Raw genomic sequence first — 22,669 nt, forward strand, 5'->3', positions numbered from 1 at the left:
TTATCCCCCAAAAAGGCGTTTCAGGAAACCCTTCTTCTCTTCTTCAATGAAGCGGAATGGGCGTTCTTCCCCCAACAAGCGGCAAACGGTATCGTCGTACGCCTTACCGGCGTCTGACTCGGCATCCAGAATGACAGGCTCACCCTGGTTGGAAGCGCGCAGCACGGACTGGTCTTCCGGGATCACACCCACCAGTGGAATGCGCAGGATTTCCAGCACGTCTTCCATGCTCAGCATGTCGCCACGGCTGACGCGGCCCGGGTTGTAACGGGTCAGCAGCAGGTGTTCCTTGATGGGCGACTCGCCTTTCTCGGCGCGGCGTGACTTGGAGGAGAGAATGCCCAGGATACGGTCGGAGTCGCGTACCGAAGACACTTCCGGGTTGGTGGTGATGATAGCTTCGTCGGCGAAATACAGCGCCATCAGCGCACCGGTTTCGATACCGGCCGGTGAATCGCACACCACGAAGTCAAAATCCATCTCGCCGAGATCGTTGAGAATTTTTTCAACGCCTTCGCGGGTCAACGCGTCTTTGTCGCGCGTCTGCGAAGCAGGCAGGATATAGAGGTTTTCAGTGCGTTTGTCTTTGATCAACGCCTGATTCAGCGTGGCATCGCCCTGAATCACGTTCACGAAATCATACACTACCCGACGTTCGCAGCCCATGATCAGGTCAAGATTACGCAGGCCGATATCAAAATCGATCACGACGGTTTTCTTGCCTTTCTGGGCCAGGCCGGTAGCGATGGCCGCGCTCGAAGTGGTCTTGCCAACGCCCCCTTTACCCGATGTAACAACAATAATGCGTGCCATGAAATGGATTCCTTGTCAAAAGGGCTTAATTTAAAGGTTGTATGGTTAAAGCGTTATCCAACAGGCTGAGTCGTACGGCCTGCCCGACGTAATCGGACGGGATTTGGTCGCTCAACCAGTACTGCCCTGCGATAGAGACTAGCTCAGCCGCCAGGTGGGTGCAAAAAATCTGACATTGCGTGTCGCCTGACGCGCCTGCCAGTGCGCGACCGCGCATCATGCCGTAGACATGAATGTTGCCGTCGGCAATCAGTTCGGCGCCGGCGCTGACGCTGCTGGTCACGATAAGATCGCAGTTGCGGGCGTAAATCTGTTGGCCGGAACGGACAGGCGTGCTGATGATGCGCGTTTTGGCGGGGGCGTTATCCGCCACCACGGGCGCAGGTGCAGGCTCCGGCGCCGCCATTTTCTGGCCTTTGCCTTCGCTCAGCAGCGGCAGCCCGGCGCGGGCTATCGCGCGCTTTTGACGCTCATCTCTGCAACCGCTGATACCCACAACGCGCAGACCTGCTGCCGCGACAGCCTGTTGAAGTTCTTTCCAGTTCGCATCGCCTTCCAGCGTTGCGACGTTGATAACAACAGGGGCGTTTTTCAGAAAAGCGGGCGCTTGCTCAACTTTTTCCTGTAACGCCTGACGTATTACCTCGGGCTGCGAATTATGCAAATGAACAACCGATAGGGTAAAACTGCTGCCTTTTAGCTCAATTGGCGATTGTGACATCTATCCTGACTCAGTCTCAGCAACTTTAAATCCCCGGAATACCACTCGGGGTGCGATATTCCGATGTACTATAAGCATGTTATAGTCAGAGTTATATCCAGGCAAGACGCTCCCTCAATTAAATAGAGTTAAAAAAATGCTTTGTGTGATCTATAGAAGCTCGAAACGCGATCAAACTTATCTTTATGTCGAAAAAAAAGACGATTTCTCTCGTGTGCCAGAGGATCTGATGAAAAGTTTCGGCGTGCCGCAATTCGCCATGATGCTTTCGCTCGATGAGCGCAAGAAATTGGCCTCGGCGGATATCGAAAAGGTGAAGCAGGCGTTGAAAGACGAAGGCTATTACCTGCAGTTCCCGCCGCCGGTTGAAAACCTGCTCAATCAGCATCTGGCGGGCGACAAGGCCTGAAACAGTCGCCACGGCCAAGGGAGGCGCGATGACACGTTCGGCGAGAAGAACCGTATTGGCCGCCTGGCTGGCGCTGGGCGGTGTGCTGATGCCCGGCGCGCCGCAGGCGGCTCAGGAGACGACGCTGGCGGCGAGCGGCCGCGATCCGGCGCAGTTCCCGGCGTATGTCGAGCAGCTCAAGCGCCGGGCGCGGGAGCAGGGCATCAGCCAGGGCACCCTTGACCGCGCTTTTGCGCAAATCCATTTCGTCGATCGGGTGATCAAGGCCGATCGCAACCAGCCGGAGCAAAAGGTCACCCTGGACGACTACCTGCGGCGGGTGATGTCGCCCGTTAAGATGCGTCAAGGGCGCGAACTGTATCGGCAGCGCCAGGCGCAATGGGCGCGCGCCAGCGAACGCTACCGGGTGCCGGGGCGCTATATCATTGCGCTGTGGGGCATGGAGAGCGCCTACGGCAAGATTCAGGGGCGGGAAGACGTGGTGTCCGCGCTGGCGACGCTGGCGTTTGAAGGGCGCCGCGAGGCCTTTTTCAGCCAGGAGCTGATGGCGGCGTTGCAGATAGTCGAGCAGGGGCACGTCGGCGATACGCCGCTGAAAGGCTCCTGGGCCGGCGCGATGGGGCAATGCCAGTTTATGCCGAGCTCTTTCTTGCGCTACGCGGCGGACGGCGACGGTGACGGGCGCATCGATATCTGGAATAACATTGATGACGTCTTTGCGTCTACGGCCAGTTATTTGTCCAAAGAGGGCTGGCAGCCCGGTATCGGCTGGGGGCGCGAGGTTAAACTGCCCGCCGGTTTCAAGCGATCCGAGCTGGGGTTGAAAGACGCGCAGGCGCGCAGCGTCAACGCCTGGCAACAGCGCGGGGTGCGTCGTGCGGATGGCAGTGCATTGCCGCATGCCGTCCAGCGCGGTTGGATCATCGCGCCGGATGATCTCCAGGGGCGGACGTTCCTGGTCTATGATAATTTCCGCACCCTCATGCACTGGAATCGCTCTTACTATTTCGCCATCGCCGTGGGTATGATGGCGGACGCGATCGGGCATTGATCCGGCACACCAATAATCGGCTTGGCGCGCCAAGCCTCCACAGTTTGGGAGAAGCGGTATGTATCAACATAGAGACTGGCAGGGTTCGCTGCTCGATTTCCCGGTGAACAAGGTGGTTTGTGTCGGCAGCAACTACGCCGATCACATCAAGGAAATGGGCAGTGCGGTTTCCGTCGAGCCGGTGGTGTTCATCAAACCGGAAACGGCGCTGTGCGATATTCGTCAGCCGGTGGCTATCCCCAAAGAGTTCGGTGCGGTGCACCATGAGGTGGAGCTGGCGGTATTGATCGGCACGCCGTTGAAACAGGCCAACGAAGACCGCGTTGCGCGGGCGATCGCTGGCTACGGCGTGGCGCTCGATCTGACGCTGCGCGATCTGCAGGCGGGTTTTAAAAAGGCCGGTCAGCCGTGGGAAAAGGCCAAGGCTTTCGACGGTTCCTGCCCGATGTCGGGGTTTATCCCGGTGGCGGAATTTGGCGATCCGCAAAACGCCGAGCTGTCATTGACCGTTAACGATCAGCTGCGCCAGCAGGGCAATACGCGTGACATGATCACGCCGATCCTGCCGCTTATCAGTTACATGAGCCGTTTCTTCACGCTGCGCGCCGGCGACATCATCCTGACCGGCACGCCGCAGGGCGTAGGCCCGATGGCCTCCGGCGACATGCTGAAAATCAGTCTGAACGGCAAAATGCTCAGCACCCGCGTGATCTGATCTCTCGCCGCCGGCGCCGTCGGCGGCAAAGCTTGCATCTTGCGGCTAAAATGTCTATATAGTCCCCCCTCGAACCTGTGCGCAGGTGACTTATCCATTTACCGAAACCGGACGCTAACATGTCACAACTCGCTTTTTGGCAACAGAAAACGCTGGCGGAAATGTCAGAACAAGAGTGGGAATCGCTGTGCGACGGGTGCGGGCAATGCTGTTTGAATAAGCTGATCGACGAAGATACCGACGAGATTTATTTTACCAACGTAGCCTGCAACCAGCTCAACATCAAATCCTGCCAATGCCGCAACTACGAGCGGCGCTTCGAGCTGGAAGAAGACTGCATCAAACTGACGCGCGAGAACCTCACCACCTTCGATTGGTTGCCGCCGACCTGCGCCTATCGCCTGATCGGCGAAGGCAAGCCGCTGTTCCCCTGGCATCCGCTGCTGAGCGGCTCCAAGGCGGCGATGCACGGCGAGCGCATCACGGTGCGGCATATCGCGGTGCGCGAGAGCGAAGTGGTGGACTGGCAGGACCATATCCTCAACAAGCCGGACTGGGCCAGATAAAGGCGGGCGCCTGCAGGGCAAAATGGGGCTTCATGCAAGAGGGCGGCGTGTTCAGACATGCCGCCCTCTTGCATTATTTAATCATTGGCGTGCGAATGGCGTTGACGCTCGAGGCCGGACAGAGGGAAATTTCAACATTTGATTCAAGGATGATAGGGGCTTGCGTAATAGGAGGTAGGGGGAAAAAAGCCCCTGCAAAGATGAGGGGCAAGACACACAACAACACCAGGGAAATCGGTAGTACTCACTTTGCCGATACTATAAGGATTTTATGGGTAAACTTCACCAAAATATTGTGCTCTGAATGTGACAAAGGTGCAGTCGTTCATTAGTAACGGTAATTTATTGATGCCTGTAGGTAGGGAGGGCCGCGCTGGCGCAGCCTGTTTTTACCCGCCGGCGTCGCAGAAGTTTAATGTTATGTAAATTACGCGCTTAACCGCGCCAGGATGCTTCTTTTCAAACGATAAGTTGGGTAATTTGGCCGCTCTCCCGCAAGTTCGAGAGTATAACAATGAAAATGGTCCGTCTGTTTGCCGTGGCTGGAGCGCTGATCGTGCTCGTTTACTTCCTTACACATACCTGAGAGGGTTTTATCTCGGAATGTGACAGCAATACCTAAAAAAACGGCGCCTTTCGGCGCCGTTGTTGTTTGTCAGCCGATCAGTGGCCGAACAGATCGCGGCGACGTGGGCGAACAAATTGTGCGATCAGCACAATCAGCGCCACCAGCAGATAGGCGCCGAAGATGCCGACCAGCCACTGCGGCATTTCCAGCGTCAGGAATTGCCATTGGCGCACGGAGCAGTCGCCGGAAGCGTGGAACACCGCCGGCAGCCATTTGTCCAGCGGCAGCCACGAAGGGAAGCTCACGAAGAAGTCGCAGGTATTGAACGGCGAAGGGTGCAACTGGATCATGGTGTGCTTCCACGCCAGCTGGAGGCCTTCCCAGGCGCTGTAGATCCACAGCAAGATCGCCGCGTAGCGCAGCGGGGTTTTCGGCGCGATGGCGCCCACCAGAGAGGCACCGAGAATGCCGAACAGCGCACAACGCTCATAAATGCACATCACGCACGGCTGCAGCAGCATAACGTGCTGAAAATAGAGCGCGACCAGTTCCAACACCAACGCTGTCAGGGCCATTAGCAGCCAGGCGCCGCGTCCTTGTGAACAGCGGTTAAAGAATTGCAACATATCTAGATTCTTCCATGCAGTAAGCAATTGAACCGGCAGTGTAAACCAATTCCTCCTCGCTGCCAGCCACCTGGGCTGGATTCAGCGTAAAAATAGTCGGTTCACCCTGCCGGCACCGTTTCAGTGGCCGACGGCGTCGACGGGCGGCAGCGTCAGCCAATGCCACTGGGTCAACAGCTCGGTCGCCGGTTCCAGCGTGAACTGGACGCACAGCAAGCCAACCACCGTCAGCACCACCGTATAAGGCAGGGCCATCCACACCATACGGCCATACGACAGACGCACCAGCGGCGCCAATGCCGACGTCAGCAGGAACAGAAACGCCGCTTGCCCGTTAGGGGTGGCAACCGATGGCAGGTTGGTGCCGGTATTGATGGCGACCGCCAGCAGCTCGAACTGCTTCAGCCCGATAGCGCCGGTTTCCAGCGCGGTGCGCGCCTCGTTGATGTAAACCGTGCCGACGAACACGTTGTCGGAAACCGACGACAGCAGGCCGTTGAACAGATAGAACAGCGAAAGCTGAGAGGCGGGCTCGGCGCGCAGCACGAACTGGATCACCGGGCTGAACAGGTGCTGTTCGATGATCACCGCGACCACGGTGAAAAACACCGTCAGCAGAGCGGTGAACGGCAGCGCTTCCTGGAACGCTTTGCCGATGGCGTGCTCATCGTTCACGCCGCACAGGGAGGTGGCGAGCACGATCACCGACAGGCCGATCAGCCCCACTTCCGCCAGGTGGAAGGCCAGCGCCAGCACCAGCCAAACGCCGATCAGCGCCTGCATCACCAGTTTGAGCCGTTCTTGCTTGCTGCGGCCCGCGGTGGCCTTGCGGTCATACTCTTTCAGCACGTCGCGCACCGCCTCCGGCAACTGCGCGCCGTAGCCAAACAGGCGAAAACGTTCTACCAGCCAACAAACCAGCAGGCCGCACACCAACACCGGCAGCGTGACCGGCGCCATACGCAGGAAGAAATCGATAAAGCCCCAGCCCGCGTTTTTGGCGATGATCAGGTTCTGCGGCTCGCCCACCATGGTCATGACCCCGCCGAGCGCGGTGCCGACGCCGGCGTGCATCAGCAGGCTGCGCAGAAAGGCGCGGAATTGCTCCAGCGTCTGTTTACGCTCTTCACCGGCGAAATCGCTGTCATCGCCGATGTCGCCATCGGGGCGATTCGAGGTCACGTTGTGATAGATGGAATAAAAGCCGGTGGCCACGCTGATCACTACCGCCACCACCGTCAGCGCGTCGAGGAAGGCGGAAAGTAAGGCGGCGGCCAGGCAGAACGCCAGCGACAGCAGCGTTTTCGAACGGATGTTGAGCAGCAGCTTGGTGAACACGAACAGCAGCAGCTGCTTCATAAAGTAGATGCCGGCCACCATAAAGATCAGCAGCAGCAGCACTTCCAGGTTATGTTCGATTTCCTGCGAAACCTGCGCTGGGCTGGTCATGCCGATGGCCACCGCCTCCAGCGCCAGCAGGCCGCCCGGCAGCAGCGGATAGCATTTCAGCGCCATCGCCAGGGTAAAGATGAACTCGACCACCAGCAGCCAGCCCGCGATAAACGGGCTGGCGAAAAAGAACACCAGGGGGTTGATCGCCAGAAAAATGAGAATGGTCAGTTTGTACCAGTCGGGAGATTGCCCCAGAAAATTTTTGAGCAGGGCGCTGCGCAAGGTTGTTTCCATTGTCCTTTATGCATCCTTAAATCAGTCGTAGCACGTACCCTAACAATGCGGCGGGGGCGGGCGCAACCGGAGCTTGTTTTACGGCGGCAAATTTCTGCCGGCCGGTGTTTTTGCTCGTTTTTTGCCACGTTATGCACACTTTCGTTTATTGTTTTTCGCTCACGCTATGTCATGTCAGCGCGATCTGGTATGATGAGCTGATTACTTTTACTGATTTTATCGTCGCAACGGAACGTCAAACACATGGTCATAAAGGCGCAGAGTCCTGCCGGTTTCGCGGAAGAGTACATTATTGAGAGTATTTGGAATAATCGCTTCCCCCCTGGCTCTATTTTGCCCGCGGAGCGTGAGCTTTCGGAGTTGATTGGCGTCACGCGCACCACGTTACGTGAAGTGTTGCAACGTCTGGCCCGCGATGGCTGGTTGACCATTCAGCATGGCAAACCGACCAAAGTGAACAATTTCTGGGAAACGTCCGGCCTCAATATCCTTGAGACCGTAGCCCGTCTCGATCACAAAAGCGTCCCGCAGCTGATCGATAACCTGCTGTCCGTGCGCACCAATATCGCGTCGATCTTTATTCGCGCCGCGGTGCGCAATCATCCTGAGCAGGCGCAGGAAGTGCTGGCGAAAGCCGCCGAGGTGGAAGATCAGGCGGACGCTTTCAATCTGCTCGATTACGAGATCTTCCGCGGCTTGGCGTTCGCTTCCGGCAACCCGATCTACGGCCTGATTTTCAACGGCCTGAAAGGGCTGTATACCCGCGTGGGCCGTTACTACTTCTCCAACCCGGAAGCGCGCAAGCTGGCGCTGGCCTTCTACAGCAAGCTGTCCACGCTGTGCCATGAGAAGCTGTACGACCAGGTGATGGATACCGTGCGCAACTACGGTAAAGACAGCGGGGCGATTTGGCAGAGCATGCAGGGCACCATGCCAAGCGATCTGACCGAAGCGCGTCGCTAATCGCGTGTCGATGAAATAACGAAGGGCGCCATGCGGCGCCCTTTGTCGTTGTGGCGGTTACAGCGGCGTCGGCCGCGGCGGGCAGCGATCGAGCAACTCCACGCTGCCGTCTTCGTTTTGCTGTTCGAGGATCACGTCGAAGCCCCACAGGCGATGCAGGTGCTTCAACACGTCGCGGCGGCTCTTATCCAGCGGTGCGCGTTCCTGCGGGATGTAGCGCAGCGTCAGCGAGCGATCGCCGCGCAGATCCACGTTCCAGATCTGAATGTTCGGCTCGTGATTGCTCAGGTTGTATTGCGCCGACAGCTCCTGGCGGATCGCCCGGTAACCGGCCTCGTTGTGGATCGCGGCAATTTCCAGATAGTTGTTGCGATCGTCGTCCAGTACGGTGAACAACCGGAAATCGCGCATCACTTTGGGCGACAGGAACTGGCTGATAAAGCTCTCGTCCTTGAAGTCGCGCATGGCGAAGTGCAAGGTGTCCAGCCAGTCTTTGCCGGCGATGTCCGGGAACCAGTAGCGGTCTTCTTCGGTTGGCGACTGGCAGATTCGCTTGATGTCCTGGAACATGGCGAAGCCCAGCGCATAAGGGTTGATGCCATTATAGTACGGGCTGTTGTACGGCGGCTGATACACCACGTTGGTGTGGCTGTGCAAAAACTCCAGCATAAACCGCTCGGTCACACGGCCCTCGTCGTACAAATGGTTGAGGATGGTGTAGTGCCAGAGAGTGGCCCAGCCCTCGTTCATCACCTGAGTCTGTTTTTGCGGATAAAAATACTGGCTGACTTTGCGCACGATGCGCAGCACCTCACGCTGCCAGGGTTCCAGCAGCGGCGCATTTTTCTCGATAAAATAGAGGATGTTTTCCTGCGGCTCGCTCGGATAGCGGCGCGCCTGCTCCGGCGACTCTTCACGTTCGACGCGTGGCAGGGTCTTCCACAGCGTGTTCACCTGGCTTTGCAGATACTCTTCGCGGCTTTTCTGGCGCGCTTTCTCTTCCACCAGTGAGATTTTCTGCGGGCGTTTGTACCTGTCGACCCCGTAGTTCATCAGCGCGTGGCAGGAGTCCAGCAGCCGCTCCACTTCATCGACGCCGTAGCGTTCTTCGCACTGGCTGATGTAGTGGCGGGCGAACAGCAGATAATCGACGATGGAGCTGGCGTCGGTCCAACTGCGGAACAGATAGTTATTCTTGAAGAACGAGTTGTGGCCATAGCAGGCGTGCGCCATCACCAGCGCCTGCATGGTGATGGTGTTCTCCTCCATCAGGTAGGCGATGCAGGGATTGGAGTTGATGACGATTTCATACGCCAGCCCTTGCTGGCCCTGTTTGTAGCGCTGTTCGGTTTCGATGAATTTCTTGCCGAAGGACCAATGGGTATAGTTGATCGGCATGCCGACGCTCGAATAGGCGTCCATCATCTGCTCGGAGGTGATCACCTCGATCTGATGGGGGTAGGTGTCGAGCCGGTAATGCTTGGCGACGCGGTCAATCTGCTCCAAATACACCTGCAGCAGTTCGAACGTCCAGTCCGGTCCATCGCTCAGACGTTTGTCATCCTTGACCTTTTCATGTGTTGAAGTAGTCATCAGCGCACCCTCATTATTCACGGGTCTTGCTCAAACGGCAAACCCTGTATCAAGCATAGTTCAAGTCATAATTAACCATTGCAAATCAGTGAAATAAAAATGCCGGTACGCAAGGGAGCGAGCGGCGGTCAATCCGGCGCCCGTCCCGGCAGAAAGCGCCTCAGCACTTGGCTCCCTCTCCGAGTATAGCCCTGCGGCAAGGGCGCGCAACACACTGCCTGCTGCGCGACAGGGATTGAAAAATGTTATGTTATATTGTAACTTTTAATTTTTCTCATAACGGACAAGGAGCGCATTTTGGCGAGGCATTTTGGCAAACTGGCGGTGGCGCTGGCCGCACTGTTTATCAGCGGGCAGGCGTTTGCCCACGGGCATCATTCACATGGCAAGCCGCTGACGGAGGTGGAAAAAAAAGCGGAGGCGGGCGTGTTCGACGATAAGGACGTCAAAGATCGCAATCTGGCGGATTGGGAGGGCGTCTGGCAATCCGTGTATCCTTATCTGCTCAATGGGGATCTTGACCCGGTGTTCAAGAAGAAAGCGGCAAAGGATAAGAGCAAGACCTTCGAGGAAGTAAAAGCGTATTACCGAAAAGGGTATGCTACCGATGTGGATACCATCGGCATTGAAAACGGCGTCATGGAGTTTCATCGTGGCGACCAATCCAGCGCCTGTCAGTATAAGTACGCCGGGCACAAGATCTTGACCTATGTTTCCGGTAAAAAGGGCGTGCGTTATCTGTTCGAATGCCAGGATGCCGGCAGCCTGGCGCCGAAATTCGTGCAGTTCAGCGATCATATTATCGGCCCGCGCAAATCGGCACATTTCCATATCTTTATGGGCAACACGTCGCAGGAAGCGTTGCTGAAAGAAATGGACAACTGGCCGACGTATTACCCATTCCAACTGCAGACCAAAGAAGTCGTGGACGAGATGCTGCATCATTGATGCCACTCGCTCCCGTCACCACAAGCCCGCTTATGTGGGCTTGTGCTCAGTCAAACGGTCTGATTTGCAGGTAATCGTCCGTCACTGCCATTTCAAATAATGTTTCATCCGCCAACAGGGTCGCCCGCATTCGCTCCCGGGCTTGCCGGTAGCGTTCATCCAACTGAATATCACCGGCGTTTTCCCATGCGGCTCGGCTTGGCCATTGCGCATAGCCGATAAACTTCCCGCTCATATCTCGATGCAGGCGCGAGCCGAGGCTGCCGCGCTGCAGATAGATCCCTTGGGTCAACTCAAGCCAGGCCAGGCGAAAGGCGTGTTCGTGTCCGGTTTTGACTGAGAACCGGTAGATGGCGATGAACATAAGGGGTTCTCCAGAAAAGCGACAATGTGAACTTTAGGATCTGCTTCTGGCTTCAACGTTCATATCGTGCTGCCGCGTTCAACCTAAACGGGCGGGGATAAGGCATTCGCCTGTTTTATTCCAGTGGTAAAAACAAGGTTAATTTTTTGCCGAAATTTTACGCGTTTTTTCTGCTGCGGGGAGAGGGGATTCATTTTGTCTGTTATGTTGGTATTTTTTATTTTATCGGTTTTTTATTCTGTTTATATGTTGGCTGATGTTTTTATATTCTGTTAAATCAATGTTGCTTATTACGCCTTTTTTGACTGCTGTCATTGATAGCATTGCTATCGATTCAGCGGCGGTCTGACGCTATAATCCCTTCTAAACCGCATCTTATCGCTATTTACGAGCGGCTATTGCAAATGCTCGGCTCATCGACGATAAATTAATTGTGAATATTGTCACGTTTGATGACGAAGTTGTTGGACGGATTTTTTCACTGAGTTAATTTCCTGTGAGCAGAAGATTATGCTTTGTGAGGCCTTGGGCTGGAGTCAGCGATGCGAGTGGTAATTTTAGGTAGTGGAGTGGTGGGCGTAGCCAGTGCCTGGTATTTGGCGAAGGCAGGGCATGAGGTGACGGTGATCGATCGTCAGCCTGGCCCGGCACTGGAAACCAGCGCGGCGAACGCCGGGCAGATTTCACCGGGTTATGCCGCACCCTGGGCGGCACCGGGCGTGCCGTTGAAGGCCATCAAGTGGATGTTCCAGCGCCATGCGCCGTTGGCGATCCGCCTCGACGGCAGCAGCTTCCAGTTGAACTGGATGTGGCAGATGCTGAAAAACTGCAACACCGAACACTACATGACCAACAAAGGCCGCATGGTGCGCCTGGCGGAATACAGCCGCGACTGTATCAAGGCGCTGCGTCAGGAGACCGGCATCCAGTACGAAGGTCGCCAGGGCGGCACGCTGCAGCTGTTCCGCACCCAACAACAGTTCGAAAACGCAGCGAAAGACATTGCGGTATTGGAAGATGCCGGTGTGCCTTACAGATTGCTGGAAGCCGGCCAGCTCGGCAGCGTCGAGCCAGCGCTGGCGCAGGTGGCGCACAAGCTGACCGGCGGCCTGCAGCTGCCGAACGACGAAACCGGCGATTGCCAGCTGTTTACGCAGCAGCTGGCGAAAATGGCGCAGCAGGCGGGCGTAACCTTCCTGTTCAACCGCAGCGTTGACCGCCTGCTGGTGGAGGGCGACAAGATCGCCGGCGTGCAGTGCGGCGAGGACGTGTTTAAAGCCGACAGCTACGTGGTGGCGTTCGGTTCGTATTCCACGGCGCTGCTGCGCGGCCTGGTTTCTATCCCGGTTTATCCGCTGAAGGGCTATTCGCTGACCATTCCGATCACCGATGAAGCGGCGGCGCCGTTCTCCACGGTGTTGGACGAGACGTACAAAATCGCCATCACCCGTTTCGATCAGCGCATCCGCGTCGGCGGCATGGCGGAGATCGTCGGTTTCAATACGCAGTTGGAGCAAAAACGGCGCGAAACGCTGGAGATGGTGGTGCGCGATCTCTACCCGAACGGCGGCAGAGTGGAAGACGCGACGTTCTGGACCGGCCTGCGGCCGATGACGCCGGACGGTACGCCCATTGTCGGCCGCACTTCGCTGAAGAACCTGTATCTCAATACCGGGCATGGCACGTTGGGCTGGACGATGGCCTGCGGTTCCGGGCAGTTGTTGTCCGATCTGATGTCCGGCATTACGCCGGCGATCCCTTCCGATGATCTGGCGGTGGCGCGTTACAGCGCCGGGTTTCGCCAGCAACACGCGGTTCCGCTGAACGACGTGCATCCCGCGCGTTAATCGTCGACGCTGTCATAGACTTTCCCGGCCACGCGCAGGCGCGCGTGGCCGCTGTACGCTGCCCCAAGGAGAAGCGATGCCCCGTCCGATAACCGCCACGATGCATCTTGGCGCAATTGAAAATAACCTGCAGGTGGTGCGCCGTTTCGCCCCCGGCGCCAAAGTCTGGGCGGTGGTCAAGGCCAACGCCTATGGCCACGGCATCAAACACGTTTGGCGCAGCATGGCGCAAACCGACGGCTTCGCCATGCTGGATCTGGCCGAAGCGGTGCTGCTGCGTGAGTCGGGTTGGCAAGGGCCGATTCTTCTGCTGGAAGGTTTCTTCCAGCCGCAGGATTTGGCGTTGCTCGATCGTTATCGCCTGACGACGGCGGTGCACAGCGACTGGCAGCTGGCGGCGATCGCCGATGCCACGCTGAGCGCGCCGCTCAATGTCTATCTGAAAGTGAACAGCGGCATGAATCGGCTGGGGTTCGCACCCGAGCGGCTGCACGAGGTGTGGCGCAGGGCGCAGGCGATTGCCAACATCGGCGAGCTTACGCTGATGAGCCATTTCGCCACCGCCGACGGCCCGGAAGGCGTGACCCAGCAGATGGCTACCATCGAGGCGGCCGCTGCCGATATCCCGCTGCCGCGCTGCCTGGCCAACTCGGCCGCCACGCTGTGGCATCCTTCGACCCACGGCAGTTGGGTACGCCCTGGGATCATTCTGTATGGCGCTTCGCCGAGTGGGTGCTGGAATGACGTTGCGGCGACGGGGTTACAGCCGGCGATGACGCTGAGCAGCGAGATCATCGGCATTCAGCAGCTGAAGTCTGGCGATCGCGTGGGTTACGGCGGCCGTTACAGCGCCGCCGGCGCGCAGCGTATTGGCGTGGTGGCCTGCGGTTACGCCGACGGCTATCCGCGTCATGCGCCGACCGGCACGCCGGTATGGGTTGACGGCGTGCTGACGCGCACCCTGGGAACGGTATCGATGGATATGCTGGCGGTGGATCTGACGCCCTGTCCGCAAGTCGAGCTGGGCGCCGAAGTGGAGCTGTGGGGGAAACGCCTGCCGGTGGACGAGGTGGCCACGGCGGCAGGGACGTTGGGCTATGAGCTGCTGTCGGCGTTAGCGGCGCGGGTGCCGGTCGCCATTGAAGCCTGAGCCGCGGCTCAGGCGACTTTTCTGATCTGCCCTTTAATCTGCTTGCTGAGCCGCCGCGCGTGCAGCGCCAGCAGGCAGCCCGCCAGCATCACCAGCGCCAGCGACAGCTTCGGTTGCAGCGGCAACGCCATCGCCACCAGACCCAGCGCGGCACCTCCCGCCATCTGCACGAAACCGACCAGCGCGGACGCGACGCCGGCCTCATTGGAATACGGCTCCAGCGCGTAGCTGGTGGCCGGGCCCATCACGAACGCCAACCCGGCGCAGGCGCTGGCGACCGGCAACATATATGCCAGCCAGTGCGCTTGCGCCGTCGCGGGCAGCAGCATAACGCCCAGCAGCAGGCCCAGACAGCCCAGCCCCATCAACATGCCGCCGGTCGCCAGACAAACCGGGCGGCCGACCTTGTGGATGATGCGGTTGGCGAAGAAGCTGACCAGCATGATCCAGAAACCGTTGGCGCCGAACACCAGCGAGAATTGCAGCGGGGTCAGGCCGGCGGTGCCCATCAGCACGTTCGGCGCCAGAGAAACGTAGGTCAGCGCCATGCCCATCGCCCCGGAGTTCACCACCGCAAAGGAGAGGAAACGGCGATCGCTGAGGATGCGCGCGTATTGGCGCACCGGCAGCCCTTTGACCGGCACGGTGTCGGCAGGGCGAGTTTCCGGCAGGCGCAGCGCGATCAGCACCAACACCAGCAGCGCGTAGCCGACCAGGAACCAGAAGGGGGCGCGCCAGCCGAAGGCTTCGGCGAGCAGGCCGCCGAGCAGCGGCGCCAGCGCCGGGATGATGTTCAGCGTGCCGTTGAGAAAGCCGAAAGCGCGGGCGGCATCGTCGCCATTCAGGCGATCGCGCACGCCGCTGAAGGCGACGACGGCGGTACAGCAAACCGCCACCCCTTGCAGCAGACGCGAAGCGATGAAAACCGTTGGACTGGTGGCCAGCGCCGCCATCGCGGCGCCGATCATGTAGAGGATAATGCCGGCCAGCGCCACCGGCTTGCGGCCATAGTTATCCACCAGCGGCCCGGCGATGACCTGGCCGAGGCCAAGCACCAGAATAAACAGTGAAATGGTGGATTGGATCAGCGCTTCGCTGCTGCCCAGGCCGACGGCAATGGCGGGAATGGTCGGCAGGTAAAGATCGATGCCTAATGGGCCGAGCAGCACCAGGCTGAGAAGCATAAACAGAAACTTTTGCATAACAGGAAAGGCACGTCCAAGTGACAAAGAGGGCTAGAGTAGAGACTCTGGCGGCAAATGAAAAGGGGCAAAGCGGGTCAGCGCTGCGCCCCTTGGCGGTAATAGAGCGCCGAGACGGTATCGGCCACATAACGGGCCTGGTGGCGAGCATCATCCAGCGCGCGATGCGGCATACCTTCGAACGGGCGGGCTTTTTTCGGGTTAAAGCCGTGCAGTTCCGCCAGCGTGATCACCGTGCGCACGTCCTGGGTATCCCAGAATTTCCACGGGCAGGGCATTTCCAATTGCTGGAAGGCGTGTTCGAGGATCGCGCAGTCGAACTCTTTGCCGTTGCCCCAGACTTTCACCGTGTCGGTGCTGTTCATATGGATAAAGCGGCTGAGGCTGCTCAGCACGCGTTTCAGGCTCTCGGTGCCGCTGAAGGCCTGTTTGCGGGCCTCATCGGACTGTTTCGCCCACCAGGCGACCGTATCCAGGCTAATGGTACGGCCCGGCTGGTCTTTCTGGCTGCTGACGGCGGCTTCGAATTCGGCGCCCAGCTCCCCGGTTCGGGGATCGAAAAACACCGCCGCCACCACCAGAATGACGGCGCTGGGTTTTATATCCAGGGTTTCAATGTCTAACATCAGATGGTGCATCGGCGTATCCGGCGGTTGCGTGGTGGCTTAATGTTACTACAGAACGTGCGCCGATGAGGGCTGTGTGCGCATGAAATCCTTTTAAAGCGCCGCGTTCAGGTTATGATATTCGGGATACTCTTGTCAGGTTGGTCGCTATCGGTGAGAACGCTTATCTTTATTCTGTGCATGGTCGGCTACTTGCTGCTGCTGGGCTACCTTGGCATGTTCGTCACGGACAAGATCTGTGAGAAGGCGGGTAACTACACTAAAATCTGCCGTATCGTAGACATTTCCGAACCGCACATCCCCTAATAGCCCCCTGTTTATCCCAGATAGTCGGTGGTAATCAGCGGCGTCAGGATGGCCGCCAGCGCCGTGAGCGCTCCCCATTGCCGCCAGCCCAGCCGCGCCAGCCAGTCATGCCGCTGCGGCGGCGTGGCCAGTTGCCCGACGGCCACGGCGCCGGTAAGAAGCAGCGTCAGAATCAGCAGCACCAGGCCACGGCTCACCAGCGTGAACTCAACATGCAGCACATTGGCGTAATACAGGCGCATCAGAATAAAATAGCTGAGCAAGACCCAGGCGAAAACGACGTTCTTCTTGAGCACCTGCTGCAGCATCAGCGCGAGGAACAGGCTGTGAAACAGCGACAGCAGCGGGGCCTCGATCGGATGCCGAACGCAGACGTTGTAGACCGCCATGTAAATGTTGAAAACCAGCAGGCTATAGATCACGTAAATATACCAGCCGTAGATGACCTTGAGCTTTTTCGGGTTCGGCGGCAGAGAGAGTGCGTCCGGTTTCATTAATGCCTCCTGATGATGCCATGCGAACGCTGCGGTTGAAGGCGGCGCGGCGACATCGTAATTTAAAATCCACAGGGTATATATCACCCGAGCGCTAAATGACAATTAAACGCCGGATCGGCTTTATTTCCGCGTTTTCCTGGAACTCTTTTGCGCTTGCGGGGTCGATTGGCGTGTGAACGCTTGGCGGTGTTCGCACCACAATGGAAGACGTAATGCATTGATATGAAAGATTATAAAAACACTTCGGGCACAAAAATCCTGCTGCTGTTCAGCCTGGCGTTTTATACGTTGTTGCCGCCGTTGTTGACGGCGGCCGTGTTTGACCGTTTCAATCTTAACCCGTTTGCGATCGTTAAATTTTTCCACTTTAACCCGTTTTCAGCCGATCGGGGCATACCCGGTTATCAGACGTTCTTCTACTTGCTGATGTTATGGTTGGGGGTGAATATTTTTCTCTGGCTGCTGGTGTGGGGCGCAGGGCGGCTGTATCAACGCTGGCGTGCGCCGCGCGGCTGACATTTTTCCAGGAGGGAAGAGTTACGCAGGGAAATGACTTTACATTCAATAATGAGACGTATTATCATTTTAATCGCCGGTGAGGGGAAAAGGGTTGTCTCCTTCTGTGCCCCCCGCTCCGGCACGACATTGCTCACATTGCTTCCAGTTTTCATGCCAGCCTTGCGCTGGCGTTTTTTTATCCCGCGCCAAAAATCCACTGCGCCGGTGGTCGGCCTCTTTTCATTAGCACGCCTGTTTAAAAACCCACGCGAGGTATTGGGGGCGTCAGAACAGCGAAAACAGCAACACCACCGGCAGGCTTAACGGCCAGGTTAACCCGATGGTCAGTGCGCTGATACAGCGAATTTTGACGGTGTCCCGGCTAACCAGGTAGGTGAAAATCATAGAAACTAACAGGCCGATAAAATAACAGTATTGCGTTGCAACCCACAGCGACGACATGAAACCCGATCCCAGTTGTATTTTTACGCGCGAATTCTAGGAGCTTGGCGGGTGATAATCAATGACCAAAGGCCGTTTATTCAAACCTTTATCCATAAGAATGCATAATTTATTTCTATAAAGAACGTAGGGTTATTAACGGTCTTACGTTTATTACCAAAAGAAATCAACAGCATAGTTACCGGTAACATTTCACGTCAGGCAAACCCTCTTTCTGGAGGTGACTCCCCTAAGCAGTAAAAGAGCCGGTGAAGGGGGGAACGCGATGGGGGTTATGACTCATAAAAATTAATGATGTATTGGCGGACGGACGGCTAAGGTGAGGTGGCGTCGGGTTTGGCGGTACGTGAACCCTTCAAGTGCCGGTTTTAGCGCATCTGTCACGATGCGCCGCCAGCCGGCCAGGGAGGGGGATTGTGGACGTTGCGGGTTTAATGAATGTTAAGACCGTAGACGAACAGCCACGAAAACAGCAGCGCCAGCAGGCATGCCATAAAAACGATGGAGATCATTTCCTTCACAACTTCATTCCTTTTCCCGTTGGGCTAAATTTACTTCTCTTTGTTTTTGCGCGAAATTTTAGATCGACATGGGTAAAAATCCTAGTTTTAATCGTTTTTTTCTCCACCCTTGCGGCGTAAGCCGCTTCGATAAGGCCGTGGCGACGCCGGAAAACCGGGAACGCTAACTCGTCGTCGCCATTGCTGAACGCCGTGAGGCTGACTATAAAAAATGGGGACTGCGTGGCGTCGAAGGCAGCCACGCGCCTCCCTTAAGGGGAGCCATTCATCTGTCTACGGCGCAGTCTATGAGATGCAGGAGTCGGCAATGAGCACACAACCCATTATCGTGCTGGTACGCTGATTCTGGGGCGGCGTCGCGCAGGGGATATTCGGCGATTCATACGGTGGAAATGCGTTGACCTCGCTGGTTTCCATGCCGATGAGGTGGCGGGTTTGATTGATGAGGCGGCCGGCGCGAAATACAGCAAGGGCAGAAAGGGTTTTCGGACTAAAAGATGACATTCTGCGGCAGGCTATCCCTTCGCTGATATCGCTATCGATATTAATAATCAACAGCATCATCGACACGCGGCGGCGGCAATAATGGCGTAGATGCCTGCCTTACGTATATCGCCTTAGCGTCCGTTAACGCCGATCATTTCTATGGCTGCACGATGCAACCGCTGAAAATAATCATCGGGCTGTTTTTCTATCTCCTGGATAAGGCTGGCGAGCAGGTTCTGTTTGGTTATCGGCTTGTTGGCGGTCAGCACCAGCAGCACGTTTTTGCCAAGCAGGCAGCATATTTGCTTATGGTATTCATCAACATCGTGCTTGTTGAGGCCATAGAGGGTGTAATCGATCATGATGTCTAACCTGCTGACAGGTAAATGCCCGCCGCAGCGGGCTGAGAAGCCATAGAAAAATAAAATGAGGCAAATTTCGCTTAGGAAGAGACTTAAGCGACGGGGTAACGATAACTGAATGGGAATATTCCTATCAAGCCGTGTGGGCACAGAGGCGAATGTTTAGGAATAACCTCAGAAGAACAAATAATAGAGACGGCCGTTCTGGGGAATCTGACTTATTATTGATATTGCCATTGCCTAAAAATCAAACATAGGTGATGTAAATATATAATGCGAAAAAGAAACAGCCGGAAAACGGCGTTTTCCGGCTGTGGTGACATTCACGCGACGTTATTCACACGGTCTGTTTGCGAAACAGTTCGCGGAATACCGGATAGATATCGTCCGGTTCGCGGATATGCTGCATGGCGAAGTTATCGAATCTCGCCTGCAGATCCTCATATTCGCGCCACAGCGTTTGGTGAGCGCGGCGAGTGATTTCTATGTAGCTGTAATAACGCACCATCGGCAGGATCTTCTTCGCCAACAGCTCATGGCACAGCGGTGAATCGTCGGCCCAGTTGTCGCCGTCCGACGCTTGCGCGGCGTAGATATTCCATTGCGCCGGGTCATAACGCTCTTCGACCACGTCGTTCATCAACTTCAGCGCGCTGGAGACGATGGTGCCGCCGGTTTCCTGCGAATAGAAGAACTCCTGTTCGTCCACCTCTTTCGCCTGGGTGTGATGGCGAATATAGACCACCTCGACGTTCTTGTAGGTTCGGCTCAGGAACAGATAAAGCAGAATGTAAAAGCGCTTGGCCATGTCTTTGGTCGCCTGATCCATTGAACCGGACACGTCCATCAGGCAGAACATCACCGCCTGGCTGGAAGGCTCCGGCCGGCGCTCATAGTTTTTGTAGCGCAGGTCGAAGGTATCGATAAACGGTACGCTTTCGATTTTCTTGCGCAGTTCGGCAATTTCCTTGCGCAGCCGCTCCTCTTCCAGCAATTGCACCGGTTCGGTGTTTTCCAGCTGGGTCAGCGCGTCTTCCAGCTCGTGCAACGCGCGTCTTTTACCGGCGGTCATGGCGGTACGTCGCGCCAACGAGTTCTGCAGCGAACGCACGACGCTGATGTTGGCCGGCACGCCGTTGGCGGTATAGCCGGCGCGATGGGTTTTGAACTCGGTCAACTGCTTGTACTGATTCTTTTTCAGGTTGGGCAGGGCGAGATCCTCGAACAGCAGATCGAGGTACTCGTCTTTGGAGATCTGGAAGACGAATTCATCCTGGCCTTCACCGTCCTGGCTGGCGTTGCCCTGGCCGCCGCCACCGCCTGCGCCGCCCTGAGGCCGCTCAACGCGATCGTTCTGCACGAAGTGGTCATTGCCCGGGTGAACGCGATGGCGAGTGCCGCCGCGCCCCTGATGAAACATCGGTTCGTTGATATCGTCAGTGGGGATGGAGACCGACTCCCCGCTGTCTACGTCGGTGACCGAACGCTTGTTGATGGCTTCGGCAATCGACTGTTTGATTTGCGACTTATAACGGCGCAAGAAGCGCTGGCGGTTCACCATGCTCTTGTTTTTGCCGTTCAGCCGCCGGTCAATGAAATAGGCCATACTTCCCCCAAACGACGTTGCCAACTCTTCATGTCCCGGCCGCGACAGCGCAATGTGCCAGCCCCTCCCTGGGCTGCGCTGCAACGTCCATGACTGTGGACATGGCCCTGATAATGCCGCTTACCTGAGGCGTTATGAGGATTTTCTGACCCGCAGATACCATTCACACAGCAGGCGCACCTGCTTGCGGGTATAGCCTTTCTCCATCATGCGGTCGACGAAGTCGTCGTGTTTCTTCTGCTCGTCCGTCGATGTTTTGGCGTTAAACGAAATGACCGGCAACAGCTCTTCGGTATTGGAGAACATTTTCTTCTCAATCACTGTGCGCAGCTTCTCGTAGCTGGTCCAGTTCGGATTACGGCCATTGTTGTTGGCGCGGGCGCGCAGCACGAAGTTCACGATTTCGTTACGGAAATCTTTCGGGTTGCTGATGCCGGCCGGTTTCTCGATTTTCTCCAGTTCGGCGTTCAACGACTCGCGGTCGAACAACTGACCGGTGTCGGGATCGCGATACTCCTGATCCTGGATCCAGAAGTCCGCGTAGGTCACGTAACGGTCAAAAATGTTCTGCCCGTATTCCGAGTAGGATTCCAGATAGGCGGTCTGGATCTCTTTGCCGATAAATTCGGCGTATTTCGGGATCAGATAGCCTTTCAGGTGCTCCAGGTATTTCTCGGCCAAATCCTGCGGGAACTGTTCGCGTTCGATCTGCTGCTCCAGCACATAGAACAGGTGTACCGGGTTGGCCGCCACCTCGGCGTGATCGAAGTTGAATACCCGCGAGAGGATTTTAAAGGCGAAACGGGTGGAGAGGCCGTTCATGCCTTCGTCAACCCCGGCGTAGTCGCGGTACTCCTGATAGGACTTGGCTTTCGGATCGGTATCCTTGAGGCTTTCACCGTCATACACGCGCATTTTCGAGTAAATGCTTGAGTTTTCCGGCTCTTTCAGCCGCGACAGCACGCTAAAGCGCGCCAGCGTTTCGAGGGTGCCCGGCGCGCAGGGCGCGTGGGTCAGCTCGCTGTGATCCAGCAGCTTGTCGTAAATCTTGATCTCTTCCGACACGCGCAGGCAGTAAGGCACCTTGACGATGTACACGCGGTCGAGGAACGCTTCGTTGTTCTTGTTGTTACGGAAGGTCACCCACTCGGATTCGTTGGAGTGCGCCAGAATGATGCCGTTGAACGGCAGGGCGGAGATGCCCTCGGTGCCGTTGTAGTTGCCTTCCTGGGTCGCCGTCAGCAGCGGGTGCAGCACCTTGATCGGCGCTTTGAACATCTCGACGAATTCCATTATCCCCTGGTTGGCGCGGCACAGGGCGCCGGAGTAGCCGTAGGCGTCCGGATCGTTCTGCGCATGATTCTCCAGCTTACGGATGTCCACTTTACCGACCAGCGCCGAGATGTCCTGGTTGTTCTCATCGCCCGGTTCGGTTTTGGCGATGGCGATCTGCTCCAGGATGGAAGGGCGCACTTTGACGACTTTAAACTTGGTGATGTCGCCGCCGAACTCATGCAGGCGCTTCGCCGCCCACGGCGACATGATGGTGCCGAGATAGCGACTCGGGATGTTGAACTCTTTTTCCAGGATCGAGGCATCTTCCTGCGGGTTGAACAGGCACAGCGGATGATCGTTGACCGGGCTGCGTTCGCCGTTGGCGCTGAGGGTGTAGATGGGCACGCGCTGCATCAACGCCTTAAGACGCTCCGCCAGCGAGGATTTACCGCCGCCCACCGGGCCGAGCAGGTAAAGGATCTGTTTCTTCTCTTCCAGGCCCTGCGCGGCGTGTTTCAGGTAAGAGACGATCTGTTCGATGGCCTCTTCCATGCCGTAGAATTCTTCAAAGGCCGGATAGCGTGCGATCACGCGGTTGGAGAACAGGCGCGACAGGCGTGATTCTAGCGCAGTGTCGACCATCACAGGTTCACCGATAGCCATCAGCAGACGTTCGGCCGCGTTGGCATAGGCACTGCGATCTTGCCGGCAAATGGTAAGAAATTCCTGCAGTGTGAACTCTTCGTCCTTGGCAGCTTCGTAGCGCTGGCGATAGTGGTCAAATATGTTCATGATGCCCGTCCTTTCG

General features: G+C 57.0%; 25 protein-coding genes. 10 read left to right on the plus strand and 15 right to left on the minus strand.

Annotated features, from left to right (window positions below; translation table 11 throughout):
- Positions 1 to 813, minus strand: a complete 813-nt coding sequence (gene minD / locus ACJ8HN_RS04295; protein WP_016927452.1) for a septum site-determining protein MinD — start codon at positions 811 to 813, stop codon at positions 1 to 3.
- A 25-nt stretch (positions 814 to 838) separates the two neighbouring features.
- Entirely contained in the window at positions 839 to 1,534 is a 696-nt protein-coding gene (gene minC, locus ACJ8HN_RS04300; protein WP_025303113.1) for a septum site-determining protein MinC, read from the minus strand.
- 136 nt (positions 1,535 to 1,670) lie between these two features.
- On the opposite strand from minC, the gene ACJ8HN_RS04305 reads away from it, so the two are divergent.
- From ACJ8HN_RS04305 to ACJ8HN_RS04320, 4 genes are all read left to right on the plus strand, one after another.
- The gene (locus ACJ8HN_RS04305) at positions 1,671 to 1,943 is read left to right on the plus strand and encodes a YcgL domain-containing protein (RefSeq protein WP_041035458.1); all 273 of its coding nucleotides are present in this window, start codon (positions 1,671 to 1,673) and stop codon (positions 1,941 to 1,943) included.
- Positions 1,944 to 1,971: 28 nt separating this feature from the next.
- Complete coding sequence (locus ACJ8HN_RS04310; protein ID WP_442523107.1) at positions 1,972 to 2,994, plus strand: lytic murein transglycosylase; 1,023 nt, start codon at positions 1,972 to 1,974, stop codon at positions 2,992 to 2,994.
- 58 nt (positions 2,995 to 3,052) lie between these two features.
- Positions 3,053 to 3,709: a fumarylacetoacetate hydrolase family protein gene (locus tag ACJ8HN_RS04315; RefSeq protein WP_033634830.1), complete on the plus strand. Its 657-nt coding sequence runs from the start codon at positions 3,053 to 3,055 to the stop codon at positions 3,707 to 3,709.
- 119 nt (positions 3,710 to 3,828) lie between these two features.
- Positions 3,829 to 4,275 carry a YcgN family cysteine cluster protein gene (locus ACJ8HN_RS04320; protein WP_025159803.1) on the plus strand — a complete coding sequence of 149 codons (447 nt, stop codon included), beginning with the start codon at positions 3,829 to 3,831 and terminating at the stop codon, positions 4,273 to 4,275.
- Between the two features lie 663 nt (positions 4,276 to 4,938).
- On the opposite strand, the gene dsbB is transcribed toward ACJ8HN_RS04320, so the two are convergent.
- Positions 4,939 to 5,469 (minus strand): disulfide bond formation protein DsbB, encoded by a 531-nt coding sequence (gene dsbB, locus ACJ8HN_RS04325; protein ID WP_060438577.1) that lies wholly within the window; start codon positions 5,467 to 5,469, stop codon positions 4,939 to 4,941.
- Positions 5,470 to 5,589: 120 nt separating this feature from the next.
- On the minus strand, positions 5,590 to 7,155 hold the full coding sequence (gene nhaB / locus ACJ8HN_RS04330) for a sodium/proton antiporter NhaB (protein WP_049212905.1): 1,566 nt from the start codon (positions 7,153 to 7,155) through the stop codon (positions 5,590 to 5,592).
- A 243-nt stretch (positions 7,156 to 7,398) separates the two neighbouring features.
- On the opposite strand from nhaB, the gene fadR reads away from it, so the two are divergent.
- Complete coding sequence (fadR, locus tag ACJ8HN_RS04335) at positions 7,399 to 8,118, plus strand: fatty acid metabolism transcriptional regulator FadR (protein WP_033634827.1); 720 nt, start codon at positions 7,399 to 7,401, stop codon at positions 8,116 to 8,118.
- 57 nt (positions 8,119 to 8,175) lie between these two features.
- Here fadR and ACJ8HN_RS04340 read toward each other — a convergent pair whose 3' ends face one another.
- The gene (locus ACJ8HN_RS04340; protein ID WP_442523108.1) at positions 8,176 to 9,711 is read right to left on the minus strand and encodes a SpoVR family protein; all 1,536 of its coding nucleotides are present in this window, start codon (positions 9,709 to 9,711) and stop codon (positions 8,176 to 8,178) included.
- A 318-nt stretch (positions 9,712 to 10,029) separates the two neighbouring features.
- Here ACJ8HN_RS04340 and zinT point away from each other — a divergent pair, with 318 nt between their 5' ends.
- Complete coding sequence (gene zinT / locus ACJ8HN_RS04345; protein WP_181423049.1) at positions 10,030 to 10,659, plus strand: metal-binding protein ZinT; 630 nt, start codon at positions 10,030 to 10,032, stop codon at positions 10,657 to 10,659.
- A 46-nt stretch (positions 10,660 to 10,705) separates the two neighbouring features.
- Here the strand turns inward: zinT and ACJ8HN_RS04350 are convergent, their stop codons facing one another.
- The gene (locus ACJ8HN_RS04350; protein ID WP_060418882.1) at positions 10,706 to 11,023 is read right to left on the minus strand and encodes an antibiotic biosynthesis monooxygenase family protein; all 318 of its coding nucleotides are present in this window, start codon (positions 11,021 to 11,023) and stop codon (positions 10,706 to 10,708) included.
- Positions 11,024 to 11,565: 542 nt separating this feature from the next.
- On the opposite strand from ACJ8HN_RS04350, the gene ACJ8HN_RS04355 reads away from it, so the two are divergent.
- The gene (locus ACJ8HN_RS04355; RefSeq protein ID WP_074026446.1) at positions 11,566 to 12,870 is read left to right on the plus strand and encodes a D-amino acid dehydrogenase; all 1,305 of its coding nucleotides are present in this window, start codon (positions 11,566 to 11,568) and stop codon (positions 12,868 to 12,870) included.
- A 76-nt stretch (positions 12,871 to 12,946) separates the two neighbouring features.
- A complete protein-coding gene (dadX, locus tag ACJ8HN_RS04360; protein WP_103829582.1) occupies positions 12,947 to 14,020 on the plus strand; it encodes a catabolic alanine racemase DadX in 1,074 nt (357 codons plus the stop codon).
- Between the two features lie 8 nt (positions 14,021 to 14,028).
- On the opposite strand, the gene ACJ8HN_RS04365 is transcribed toward dadX, so the two are convergent.
- Positions 14,029 to 15,222: a multidrug effflux MFS transporter gene (locus ACJ8HN_RS04365; RefSeq protein WP_033634821.1), complete on the minus strand. Its 1,194-nt coding sequence runs from the start codon at positions 15,220 to 15,222 to the stop codon at positions 14,029 to 14,031.
- Between the two features lie 77 nt (positions 15,223 to 15,299).
- Positions 15,300 to 15,860: a 3'-5' exonuclease gene (locus tag ACJ8HN_RS04370; protein WP_033634819.1), complete on the minus strand. Its 561-nt coding sequence runs from the start codon at positions 15,858 to 15,860 to the stop codon at positions 15,300 to 15,302.
- Between the two features lie 141 nt (positions 15,861 to 16,001).
- Here ACJ8HN_RS04370 and ACJ8HN_RS04375 point away from each other — a divergent pair, with 141 nt between their 5' ends.
- Complete coding sequence (locus ACJ8HN_RS04375; RefSeq protein ID WP_223479875.1) at positions 16,002 to 16,154, plus strand: hypothetical protein; 153 nt, start codon at positions 16,002 to 16,004, stop codon at positions 16,152 to 16,154.
- 11 nt (positions 16,155 to 16,165) lie between these two features.
- Here ACJ8HN_RS04375 and ACJ8HN_RS04380 read toward each other — a convergent pair whose 3' ends face one another.
- A complete protein-coding gene (locus tag ACJ8HN_RS04380) occupies positions 16,166 to 16,648 on the minus strand; it encodes a hypothetical protein (protein WP_033654383.1) in 483 nt (160 codons plus the stop codon).
- Between the two features lie 225 nt (positions 16,649 to 16,873).
- Between ACJ8HN_RS04380 and ACJ8HN_RS04385 the strand changes: the two genes are divergently transcribed.
- On the plus strand, positions 16,874 to 17,167 hold the full coding sequence (locus ACJ8HN_RS04385) for a hypothetical protein (protein ID WP_033634816.1): 294 nt from the start codon (positions 16,874 to 16,876) through the stop codon (positions 17,165 to 17,167).
- Positions 17,168 to 17,434: 267 nt separating this feature from the next.
- On the opposite strand, the gene ACJ8HN_RS04390 is transcribed toward ACJ8HN_RS04385, so the two are convergent.
- The 6 genes from ACJ8HN_RS04390 to yeaG form a co-directional block, all read right to left on the minus strand.
- Entirely contained in the window at positions 17,435 to 17,611 is a 177-nt protein-coding gene (locus tag ACJ8HN_RS04390; RefSeq protein ID WP_033634815.1) for a GhoT/OrtT family toxin, read from the minus strand.
- 517 nt (positions 17,612 to 18,128) lie between these two features.
- On the minus strand, positions 18,129 to 18,374 hold the full coding sequence (locus ACJ8HN_RS04395) for a hypothetical protein (RefSeq protein ID WP_060427429.1): 246 nt from the start codon (positions 18,372 to 18,374) through the stop codon (positions 18,129 to 18,131).
- A 43-nt stretch (positions 18,375 to 18,417) separates the two neighbouring features.
- Positions 18,418 to 18,696 carry a hypothetical protein gene (locus ACJ8HN_RS04400; protein ID WP_085286280.1) on the minus strand — a complete coding sequence of 93 codons (279 nt, stop codon included), beginning with the start codon at positions 18,694 to 18,696 and terminating at the stop codon, positions 18,418 to 18,420.
- Positions 18,697 to 18,749: 53 nt separating this feature from the next.
- Positions 18,750 to 18,980, minus strand: coding sequence for a hypothetical protein (locus ACJ8HN_RS04405; protein WP_004932237.1), 231 nt, complete (start codon positions 18,978 to 18,980; stop codon positions 18,750 to 18,752).
- Between the two features lie 337 nt (positions 18,981 to 19,317).
- A complete protein-coding gene (locus tag ACJ8HN_RS04410; protein WP_033634813.1) occupies positions 19,318 to 20,586 on the minus strand; it encodes a YeaH/YhbH family protein in 1,269 nt (422 codons plus the stop codon).
- A 132-nt stretch (positions 20,587 to 20,718) separates the two neighbouring features.
- On the minus strand, positions 20,719 to 22,653 hold the full coding sequence (gene yeaG, locus ACJ8HN_RS04415) for a protein kinase YeaG (RefSeq protein WP_004932230.1): 1,935 nt from the start codon (positions 22,651 to 22,653) through the stop codon (positions 20,719 to 20,721).
- Positions 22,654 to 22,669: the final 16 nt, after the last annotated feature.

This window comes from Serratia sp. CY29653, assembly GCF_052169255.1.
Taxonomy (GTDB): Bacteria; Pseudomonadota; Gammaproteobacteria; order Enterobacterales; family Enterobacteriaceae; genus Serratia; species Serratia sarumanii.